The organism is Flavobacterium sp. (assembly GCF_044361065.1).
Taxonomy (GTDB): domain Bacteria; phylum Bacteroidota; class Bacteroidia; order Flavobacteriales; family Flavobacteriaceae; genus Flavobacterium.
This window is the reverse complement of record NZ_JBIKJI010000062.1, coordinates 1-11023: the sequence shown is the minus strand read 5'-3', so window position 1 is coordinate 11023 and position 11023 is coordinate 1. Positions and strand designations below refer to the sequence as shown.

The window sequence follows — 11023 nt, the reverse complement described above, 5'->3', positions numbered from 1 at the left end:
TACAGCACCACGTAATTCGTTGGCAACCTTCCAAAGTTCTTGTTCAAAATTAATATCGGCTTTTACAGTAGTTGTACTCATAGTGGTTATAAAAAAGTATTTGTTTCAAACCTACTAAAAAAAATCCCAATATCCAACACAAAAAACACCTAAAAACCCCATTGTAGTAATAATTCTACAAAAAAACTCCCTACCATAAGGCAGGGAGTTTTACACTATACTTATTTTGAACACTTAATAAAGTATAGTACTAAGATAATTGCCTTTTAAATCACCGTTACGGCACCTAAATACAAACTGGTGGCAAACCGCTTTTCATCGGCAGAAACAAACGTTGCCCACACCTGCACTTCCGCGTCCTCTAAATGACTGGGCATGGCTAATGAAGTGGCTTCATCGGCACGTTCGCCAGCGGCTAAACTGTACACTACCGTTTTGCTTTCTGGGTCATACACCAGAAGTACCAATTGGTCATCGGCACGTGCTTCGCCTTGTTCGCTGTTGTCCGTCCACATCACGTTAATTTCACCTGCAGTCACATCAACAGAGGCTTCTTCAATACCTGTTAAATCGCCTCGGCTAATTAATACCTTTGAATAATCCCATTCAAAATCAGGATCGGTAAACACCAAAGCTTCTTTCATTAAATACGACATGGCTTGGTTGCCACGAGTTTTAAGTCCGGAATTACTACCAAAATAGCGCTTTACCACCGGATTCACACCCGATAAAAACGATTGCACCATAGCAAACTTTTGCCGTTGTAGCAACTGTGTAGCTGTAGCCACACGATTGCTTTTTTTAGGTAAACTACGCATTACCTCTTTGCCGCGCCACGAAGCGCCAACTACTGGACCTACTTTTCCAGAAAATGCACCTAAGATGCCTTTGTTGTATGTTCCCATACTCTAAAAAATTTAAAAATTTATAAAAATAATTTGTGTTGGAGTGCGCACTCAATCAACGGTACAAATATAAAGTAAAAAAGGCGTACAAACGACAAAATATTTTTGTAACTAACTGTTTTACAACACTTTAATCGAAATTGATTTAAAATAAATGGACTTGCCTACCGTTGCCATCCATTGACCGATTTTGACGGGTTATGACGGGTTTTGACAGGTTGTTGGTACGAGATAAAAAAGGGTTTTGTTCGGTATTTGTTCGGAGTTGGTTCGGTAGCGCTTCGGTAAAATGGTACTTTTACCGAACAACTACCGAAGAAAACCCAAATGAAACTAAAAAATTGACAAAAGAATCCAATCCAAATAAAGGGTCTAAAAACAAAAAAAGCGACCCAAATTGGATCGCTTACTTTTAGAAAAGCATTTTATGCTGCAGATGTTTCTTGTGTTAAATTTAAAAAATAACTCTTCGGATACAAATACTTACCCCCTATTTTTTTAAAAGGGATTTGATTTGTCTTTCGATATCTGTACAAGGTACTATCTGAAATTTTTAAAATTCGTAATACTTTGTACGTTTCTATGAACTCAATATTCGTAGTACGATCTTCATTTGCGTAATCTTCTTCTTTTCTTTTTACCATTGGCTTTTAAGGTTAAATTAATAGATTTTTGTTTTCATAATTTGGGCTTGTTTTAGTTGAATACAAATATCGGAAATTTTTTAAAAAAACCATTGATAAAGTTATTCACAACTTTTCATAAAAAAAGGTTGTATTTTCCTCGCGAGTAAATTGCAATATGTTGTTAATCAAATAATTATAAAGAATAGCTGTTTAATTTATTTTATAACAATAGCACCGCATTTTTGCGGTAATACAACATCGAAATCACCGCAAAAAATATGTAGGATTTTGTAATTAGGAAAGTGTTGAAATAAAAAAACCCGAAACTTTCGTTTCGGGTTTTATGTTTTAAGTTAAAAATTGTTTCAGCAATTTTTTCATGGATTTATTTTTTTATAATTTTTTTAATTACTCTCTTATTTGAATCTGATGTTACTTCTAAAAAGTAGGTTCCAGTATTCAATGTATTGACATTTATATTTTCAAAATTCAATGATGAAGAAAACAAAGTTGTTTGAATTACTCTACCTGTTATATCAATAATATTAACTTGTTTGATATGATCTGTTTCATTTTTTAATTCAATTAATACGCTTTCAGAGGCTGGATTTGGTGAAAACATAAAATCAATATTTTCAAATTCGTCAAGCCCTAAAGTCTGAACAAATTGTGTTGTATTAGTATTTGTGATAATTGCCGGATTGAAATCAAAATAAATATTTGCAAAGTTTGGAATAACATCACCAACTAAATAACCTGGTTTAGGTTTTACCTGAAACGTTATATGACCATGTCCTATTGTTTCTGAACTTGATGAAGAGGGCGGTAAATCGATACCGTCAAATTTCCAAGTTAATGTACTTCCAATTCTGTCTAAAGAAAAAGGTGCACTTGCATCAATCATTTTTACGGTAGTTTCATCTAATTTAGGGTCTAAAACATCTACAACTTTTACATTTATTGCATTTGCAGTACCCGTATTTTCAAAGTTAATGGTATAGGTCAAATAATCATTTGATGTAAAGGATGAATGTAGAATTTTACCACCATGTGCTTCGGTTTTATCATTGGGATCATAAGACCCAACAATAGTTTGAATTAAAGTTGCAGAATTGTTTAAAGGAAAAGCGTCTGTTCCTGTAAAAGTAACTTGTGCAGCACTTGTAAGTTGTTGCCCTAAAGCTACTGTTGGAATTGTTGGAACTTGCATTTTTACCCAAAAGTAACGATATTCGTTTGGTAATAAATTGGTGAAATTATAAGAAAAACCGGTAGCATTTGAAACCGTTCCCGTTTGATTAATTCCACTAATTGATACTGCGGATGGCTTTGTAAAAGTAAGAGTTCCTGAGGGAATTGTTTGTGTGCCATTATTTCTGTAGGCAATATAATTATAATATAAAAATCCTGGACGTGGCGGTAAATATCTATATAAATATACAGCAACATCATTGTAAGGAATTGACGTAATTGGAAAATTATAGGTTGTAATCCCTGACCCTGCTGCCACTGTTACAGTGGGATATGCAGCAGTACAAACATAATATGGTGCATATTGACTTAAAACCGTATACGTTAAATTATAGGTTGTTGCGGGGTTAGATTCGTATAAATAGAAACTATTCCAAGAAGATATGTTATGAACAATGCCATTATTGTTGATTTGATAATTATAATTTCCTAATTTAAAATTTTGCTCTCCAGTATCTTGAGTTCCATTTCCGTTAGCATCAATAAAAGCATTAAGTTTTATCCCATTTGAAGTGCTTAATGTAGTGTAAACACAATATTCATTTTGTGTACTACCGCTTTGGGTAAAACATTGAGTATAGATTTGTACTCCATTGTATATCCCCGTAAAATTAGCATAAAAACCAAACCCTCCAGTATTAATATCTTGTTGCGTAATTACATGAGTAGCAGTAACTGTAATTGCACTATTGGAGTTTAAAGAAGTTACAGGGTTCCCTAATAGTGTAATACTATTAATATTTGAAATGATATTTGAAATCGGAGAATTTCCTAAATTAGTATATGTCAATTGGTAATTTATTACATCGCCAACATTTGTAAAACCATCTGCATTTGAATCAAAGTAAGTTCCAATACCACTAAATAAAAGAGGTGTTGTAATTTGAACCGTTATTTCGGCAGAACTACAGTTATTTGGATTTGCAATTTCACAAATTGTATAGGTTAAGCTATAATATCCAACAGCAATATTTTGTGGAATAGTTAGTATTCCTGAAGAATTTAAAGTTATGCCAAGGTTATTTGAACTGAGACTAATGGTTAAATTATTTGCATTTACTGCAAGTCCCTGAAAAGTATCGTTGGTAAGCACTTGATAAGATGTACCTAATCCAGCGGCTACAGTTATGTTGTCTAAATTGGCTCTCAAATTATAATTATCTAAAATAGTTCCAGTCCCAGTAAAAGTAGTATTAAAGGTGTTTCCGGAAGTAACTATTCCACTTACTGTGAAGGTTTCTGTAGCCTCTTGAAGTGTGTCTAAAATAGTTGGCACAGTAAAGTTAGCTGCATTTGTTCCTGCAGGAATTGTTACCAACATGGATGTAGAAGTGAAGTCTGAACCACTTGCAGTTCCGGTTCCGGTTACCATTTGAATAGTTGTAGCAACTGGGCTTGCAGGATTAACAGCAACATTAAACACAGAATTAGTTCCTTCTAAAACAGAAGTATTATTTATTGTAACTTCTGGCAATCCATCATCATCTATTATAGTAATTAATTTGGAAACAGGAGAAGTTGAAATTAATGAAGAAGTTGCAGAGATTGTAAACGTTTCGTTAGGTTCGTCTAAAGTATCGTTATTCGTATTTATAGTAAAACTAGCAAAACGAACTCCAGCATTAATGACTAAATTGTTTGTTATTGAAGTATAATCAGTGGATCCAGCTGTACCATTTGTAGTTGCCAATGCAATAGTTATTGGAGCATTATATGGATTACTCAAGTTAATAGACAAATTTATAATATTCCCTTCCATAACTGAAGTATTTCCACCTACAGTGGCAGTTGGAATGGTATCATTATCTATAATCGTAATGGTCATAGAAAAGGGCGAATTTGAAATAGAGGGTGAAGTAGCGTTAATGGTAAAGGTTTCATTTGATTCCACTAAATTATCATTTGTAGTAGCTACAGATATTGATGTACTTGTACTGCCTGCTAAAATTGTTTTCGTAGTAGAAATTGTAGTAAAATCAGCAGTCCCTGCAGTTCCAATTGTTGATATAAAATTTATTGTAATATCAGAATTGTAAGGATTACTCAAATAAAAGTATATTGTTTGAGTCAATCCTTCAGTTATAGTAGAAGTGTAATTTAGTAATGAAGGAATGGTATCATTATCTGTAATATAAAAACTAACAGCGGAGGAAACATTCGAAGTATTACCAGAAGTAACTGTTGCATTTAAAGAGAACGTTTCATTTGTTTCAGGTATTGCATCATTTGTAGTTGCAATTGAAAAAGAGTAAGTGGTTTGACCTGCAGGAATTGTAATTGTAGAAGTTGTAGCAGCATAATCAGAAACGGTTGCTGTTCCATCGGTTGTTACTAAGTTTATTACCGTGTTTGCATTATTTGCTGCAGACAATGTAAATGTTAAATTTGCAGTGTTTCCTTCAATTACATTTACATAACTGGGTGTGATTGTTAAATTTGGGTTTTGAGCATAAACCGTGCTTAAAAAAAACCCAAAAAACAAAAGAAAAAATGTTTTTTTAAATAAATTCCCCATAATAATTTGTTTTTATCAATTGTACTATTAGAATTGATTATTAAATAATTATAACAAATATATATTAAAAATCATTACAAAAAAACTTAATCATTAGGATCCAATTTCAAAAGCAAGTTATCTGTTACTATTATTTAAGAAATAAAAAATGTAAGTTGTAGTAAAAAGACATCAAAATGAAATAAAAAAACCCAAAACTTTCGTTTCGGGTTTTCTGTTGCGGAGAAAGAGGGATTCGAACCCCCGGACCTGTTACAGTCAACAGTTTTCAAGACTGCCGCATTCGACCGCTCTGCCATTTCTCCAATAAGACGTGCACTACTTTCGTATTGCGAGTGCAAATATAAAAGGTTTTTTCTATTAAAAAAACAATTGCATTACTTTTTTTAGAAGTTTTTATTAAATAGCTGATAGTCAATATTTACTAGCTGCGTTTTTATTTAATAATTCAAATATTCGGTTATTTCTAAGCCGTAACCTATCATTCCCACACGTTTGTTTTGGTAAGAGTTGGTTAATAACTTAATCTTAGTGATGTCCAAATCATGTAAAATTTGCGCACCAATACCAAAGTCTTTTGTATCTACAGCAATTCGTGGTGTCGTAAAATCACCTGCAGCTTGCAAGCGTTTCAACTCGGCCAAACGATCCAATAATTCCACCGATTGCATTTCCTGATTGATAAACAAAATCGCACACTTCTCATACGATTCAAATTTCTTAAAGATATCTTCTAACTTCTTATTTAAGGTATCGGTTAAACTACCCAATATATCATTCGTGACTTGCGTAGAGTTAATACGGGTTAAAATGGCCTCACCCATACTCCAACTTCCTTTGGTTAAAGCAATATGTACTTGTTTGTTCGTAACTTGCAAATATGCACGCAAACGATAGGTACCAAAACGGGTTTGTATTTCAAAGTCTTCTTTTTTCTTAATCAAACTGTCGTGTTGCATTCTGTAAGCCACCAAGTCTTCAATAGAAACCAATTTCAAATCGAATTTCTTAGCCACTTCTACCAATTCTGGTAAACGTGCCATCGTACCATCATCATTCATAATCTCACAAATCACACCAGCTGAGGAATACCCAGCCAAACGGGCAAAATCAATGGCTGCTTCTGTATGCCCTGTTCTTCGTAACACCCCGCCTTGACGGGCAATTAAAGGAAAAATATGTCCTGGTCGTCCCAATTCATACGGTTTGGTATCTGGATGCACTAAGGCTTCAATAGTTTTAGCACGGTCGGCAGCAGAAATACCGGTGGTAACCCCATTCCCTTTTAAATCTACAGAAACTGTAAATGCCGTTTCCATGTTGTCCGTATTGTTCGTAACCATGGTATGCAATTCCAATTCCTTACATCTCGATTCGGTTAACGGAACGCAAATAAGCCCTTTTCCGTGCGTAGCCATAAAGTTGATCATTTCAGGCGTAACTTTATCAGCAGCAGCTAAAAAATCGCCCTCATTTTCTCTGTCTTCATCATCTACCACAATAATCATTTTACCCTGACGGATATCTTCAATGGCTTCTTCTATGGTATTCAGTTGTATCTTATGACTCATTAGTTGTAATGTTTTCGCCAGGTAGCGAATTAGTATTTTGTTTTGTAAACATTTTTTTAATAGGTACAAGTAGCCAATCTAAGTCGATGGTTAATCCCATATCTTTAGTGGCTCGGTACGTAAATAATATAGCAAATGGTGTAAGTATCAAGGCACCTGCAGCAACTCCAATAAACGGAGGAATGGCGTCTTGTCCGGCTAATTTTTTACCAAAGGTATTGGCGAAATTAAATGTAATAAAAATTGCTACCGCAAATACGATAGGCAATCCAAGCCCCCCTTTTCTAATGATAGCACCCAAAGGAGCACCAATAAAAAACATCAACAAACACGAATAGGCAATTAAAATTTTATCGTAATACCCAACCCAGTGGTCGTTAATATTGTTTTGTTTAAATTCCAAATCGGTTTTATATCCGTCCAAAGTAAAAATAGTATTGTTAACATTGTTTTTCGCTACATCTAACACCATCGCTTTTTTATCTGTAGGAAACAAATCAATTAAATCATCAGATATTTTAATCTTTTTAGGTACCACTACAGAAGATCCCACAGGGAAATTATACACCATAGAAAGACTTTCTGTATTTTTATCTAAGTTATCACTATACGAGGCAACATCTTTGTTAAAAGTAGTTTGCAGCGAATCAATCGTATATTTCAATTCGCTCATATTAAGCATGTTGTAAGTGTTTACCAAATCATTACCTTCATTAGCATTTGTATTTAGTTTGGCTAAATCAATAGTAACCGTATATTTCTTAAAACTACTTTTAGCAAAAGGCAACTTGTCGCGTTCTTCAAACTTTTTGGGCTGAATGTCCTCGTAGTAATTGCCGTCTAACAAATCCAATTGCAATAAATTGGTCGATTCATCACTTTTCAATACGCCTTTTTTGGCTTTAATAACGGTAGTAACCGTACCAAACTCCCCTTTCTTCATATGCATCGTAACACCCTCTAAAAACGAGCCGTTTTCCCCTGATTTCTTTTCTACATAAATAGAGGTAGTCGTACCAATTTTACTAAATTGTCCTTCACCAATAGCCATAGCTGGTTTGGTTTGCACGATGGTTTTTCTTAAATTAATAAAACGAAATTGGGCTTCAGGAATAATACTATTAGCAAATAAAAAAGCAATACCACTAAACAATACGGTACAAACAATTAAATACCGCATGGCCCTACCCAAAGAAATACCTCCAGATTTCATAGCTGCAAACTCATAGTTTTCCGCAAAGCTACCAAAGGTCATAATAGAAGCCAATAAAATAGACAACGGCAATACCAAAGGCACCATAATAGGCGAATAGAAAAAGATGAATTTTAAGATGGTCATAAAATCCAAATCCTTACCCGCTAATTCGGCAATAAACAACCAAATACTTTGTAAAATGAAAATAAAAAAAAGGATTACGAATACTGTAGCAAACGTAATCAGGAATGATTTTAATAAATATTTATCAATTATTTTCATGGAGTAGTTATACGTAAATGCTACAGATTAGTCCGCTTTATTAATATAATAATTTGGATATTTCGCTTTTACAAAGGTAAACTGATTTTTTGCTAACGTTTGGTTAAATTTAAACGAAGAAACTGTTAAAGTAGTTCGGGTTCCGTTTTTACCTATTTCTATTAAGTTATAAATGTGATTGGTTTTGGTGTCAATACCAATTAAGATTTCTTTACGCTTATCCGTAGCACTTGAAGGTGTTAGCTTTACATACTGAATGGTTTTCCCAGCCATAGGTTGTTTGATGTCCATAGCGAATTTAAATCCTTTTTTAAAGAAGGTAAAAATCTTGTTAGGTGACATAGTGTTAGGATCACTCTCATCATTATTAGAAACCGTAATCTCTTCATCTTCTGGAACAATTGTGTATATTTTCTTTCCATCAAATAGTTTAGTAACACCCATAAAAGACAAATGATACTTGTTCCCTTGTAACATTACTTTACCCGTACTTTCCTGATTAATTTTCTCTGCTGAGTTATTTATAGCATACTTAAAGTCAATCACCATATTTTTGTACGATTTGGCTTTGCTAACTACTTTATCTAATAACGCTTTACCCGCATTTTTCTCTTTCGGTGGATTATTTTCTACAGTTGTAAATGCCACTAAAAATAGGGCTATAACAGATAGTGTAACTAATTTTTTCATTATAATGTATTCAATCTATTGTTCGTTCTTAAAAAATATTTCTAACGAATTCATATCCGTTATTAAAACTTGTCTGGCTTTACTACCTTCAAAAGGACCTACAATTCCGGCCGCTTCTAATTGGTCAATAATACGTCCGGCGCGGTTATACCCAAGCTTTAATTTTCTTTGTATTAAAGAAGCCGAACCTTGTTGTGCCGAAACAACAACCTCAGCCGCATCTCTAAATAATGAATCACGTTCTGATATATCCATATCAAGTTTTATGCCACTATCTTCTCCCACATAATCTGGAAGCAAATACGCATCGGCATACGCTTTTTGCGAACCAATAAAATCACAAATACGTTCTACTTCTGGAGTATCTACAAAGGCACATTGCACACGAATTAAATCGTTTCCGTTAGAAAACAACAAATCCCCTCTACCAATTAATTGGTCGGCACCTCCTGAATCTAAAATGGTTCTTGAGTCAATTTTAGACGTTACTCTAAAGGCAATTCGTGCTGGGAAGTTGGCTTTAATCATACCCGTAATTACATTCACAGACGGACGCTGCGTAGCAATAATCAAATGAATTCCAATAGCACGAGCCAACTGAGCCAAACGCGCAATAGGCATTTCTACCTCTTTACCCGCCGTCATAATTAAATCGGCAAACTCATCTACAACTAAAACGATATACGGTAAAAAACGGTGTCCGTTTTCAGGGTTTAATTTTCGTTGTTTGAACTTTTCATTGTACTCTTTAATGTTACGCACCATCGCATCTTTAAGCAAAGAATAACGATTGTCCATTTCCAAACACAACGAGTTTAACGTATTGATAACTTTCGCATTATCGGTAATAATCGCCTCATCTGTATCAGGTAATTTAGCCAAATAATGACGTTCTATTTTATTAAAAAGGGTCAATTCTACTTTCTTCGGATCTACCAAAACAAACTTCACTTCTGCTGGATGTTTTTTGTATAATAACGAAGTCAATACCGCATTTAATCCTACCGATTTACCTTGTCCAGTAGCTCCTGCCATCAATAAGTGAGGCATTTTAGCTAAATCTACAACCAAGGTTTCATTAGAAATGGTTTTTCCTAAAGCAATTGGTAATTCCATTTCCGCTTGTTGGAATTTAGGCGAAGCAATAGCACTTCTCATTGAAACCATCGACGGATTGGCATTTGGTACTTCAATACCAATAGTTCCTTTACCAGGTATTGGCGCAATGATACGAATACCTAATGCCGATAATGACAAGGCAATATCATCTTCCAAACTCTTAATTTTAGAAATACGAATACCCGCTTCTGGTACAATTTCGTATAAAGTAACCGTAGGTCCTACCGTCGCTTTAATCTGAGCGATTTCTATTTTGTAGTTCTTTAAAGTATCTACAATTTTATTTTTATTTTCCTCTAATTCCGCTTGATTAATTGTAATCCCTACTCCCGAATAATCTTTCAACAATTCAATAGAAGGCATCTGAAAATTAGACAATTCTAATGTCGGATCAAATTCCCCGAAATCCTGCACCAAACGTTGGGCAATACTTTCTTCAACAATATCTTCTTCTTCTGGTTTTTCGATAATAAAAGACGAATCTTCCGTTTCAATAATTTCCGGTTGTTTCGGTGTTTCTTGTGGTGTTGTGTCTAATTTAATTTCAGACGCATTTTGTATGGTAGGCTTTAACGCCGTTTTATCTAATTCAAAAGCAGATGGCGCATCACGGTCAATCACTTGCATGTTTGTCCATTCGTCATCTGTATCTTCAATTATAGGATTTTTTTTTAATGGTGGTACTACTATAGGGGCTTCCTCTTCAGTATCTGAAAGCACAGGTGATATAGTGTCAGAAGTAGCTTCCTCTTCATTTTCATCAGCTACAGCTACAGGTGCGGCTTTGGCATCAAGAAAATCTTTTAATTTATCTGGAGAAACTTTAATTCTAAATATTAAAAAAACCACCACACTGAAAATTAAAACCA

7 protein-coding genes and 1 tRNA gene are annotated in these 11023 nt (G+C 34.3%); all 8 read right to left on the bottom strand.

The genetic code is table 11. The features are described 5' to 3' along the window. Positions 1 to 266 precede the first annotated feature (266 nt). On the bottom strand, positions 267 to 905 hold the full coding sequence (locus ACIQ11_RS05410; RefSeq protein ID WP_396153523.1) for a DUF6266 family protein: 639 nt from the start codon (positions 903 to 905) through the stop codon (positions 267 to 269). A 425-nt stretch (positions 906 to 1330) separates the two neighbouring features. Further along, positions 1331 to 1549, bottom strand: a complete 219-nt coding sequence (locus ACIQ11_RS05405; protein WP_396153521.1) for a helix-turn-helix domain-containing protein — start codon at positions 1547 to 1549, stop codon at positions 1331 to 1333. 367 nt (positions 1550 to 1916) lie between these two features. Next, positions 1917 to 5297: a Calx-beta domain-containing protein gene (locus ACIQ11_RS05400; RefSeq protein WP_396153519.1), complete on the bottom strand. Its 3381-nt coding sequence runs from the start codon at positions 5295 to 5297 to the stop codon at positions 1917 to 1919. Positions 5298 to 5517: 220 nt separating this feature from the next. Beyond that, a tRNA-Ser gene (locus ACIQ11_RS05395) sits at positions 5518 to 5602 on the bottom strand. A 135-nt stretch (positions 5603 to 5737) separates the two neighbouring features. Continuing rightward, a complete protein-coding gene (ribB, locus tag ACIQ11_RS05390; protein WP_291241738.1) occupies positions 5738 to 6868 on the bottom strand; it encodes a 3,4-dihydroxy-2-butanone-4-phosphate synthase in 1131 nt (376 codons plus the stop codon). Continuing rightward, the gene (locus tag ACIQ11_RS05385) at positions 6858 to 8345 is read right to left on the bottom strand and encodes an LptF/LptG family permease (RefSeq protein WP_396153516.1); all 1488 of its coding nucleotides are present in this window, start codon (positions 8343 to 8345) and stop codon (positions 6858 to 6860) included. The genes ribB and ACIQ11_RS05385 overlap by 11 nt, the downstream gene beginning before the upstream one ends. Before the next feature lie 27 nt (positions 8346 to 8372). Beyond that, positions 8373 to 9035, bottom strand: a complete 663-nt coding sequence (locus tag ACIQ11_RS05380) for an outer membrane lipoprotein carrier protein LolA (RefSeq protein WP_396150877.1) — start codon at positions 9033 to 9035, stop codon at positions 8373 to 8375. A gap of 15 nt (positions 9036 to 9050) precedes the next feature. Next, on the bottom strand, positions 9051 to 11023 hold a 1973-nt coding region (locus ACIQ11_RS05375), incomplete at its 5' end, for a DNA translocase FtsK (protein ID WP_396153514.1).

Excerpts from the sequence above, each read along its gene's own strand:
- ACIQ11_RS05410 (WP_396153523.1), bottom strand. The coding sequence starts at position 905 with ATGGGAACATACAACAAAGGCATCTTAGGTGCATTTTCTGGAAAAGTA.
- ACIQ11_RS05385 (WP_396153516.1), bottom strand. The coding sequence starts at position 8,345 with ATGAAAATAATTGATAAATATTTATTAAAATCATTCCTGATTACGTTT.
- ribB (WP_291241738.1), bottom strand. The coding sequence starts at position 6,868 with ATGAGTCATAAGATACAACTGAATACCATAGAAGAAGCCATTGAAGAT.
- ACIQ11_RS05400 (WP_396153519.1), bottom strand. The coding sequence starts at position 5,297 with ATGGGGAATTTATTTAAAAAAACATTTTTTCTTTTGTTTTTTGGGTTT.
- ACIQ11_RS05380 (WP_396150877.1), bottom strand. The coding sequence starts at position 9,035 with ATGAAAAAATTAGTTACACTATCTGTTATAGCCCTATTTTTAGTGGCA.
- ACIQ11_RS05405 (WP_396153521.1), bottom strand. The coding sequence starts at position 1,549 with ATGGTAAAAAGAAAAGAAGAAGATTACGCAAATGAAGATCGTACTACG.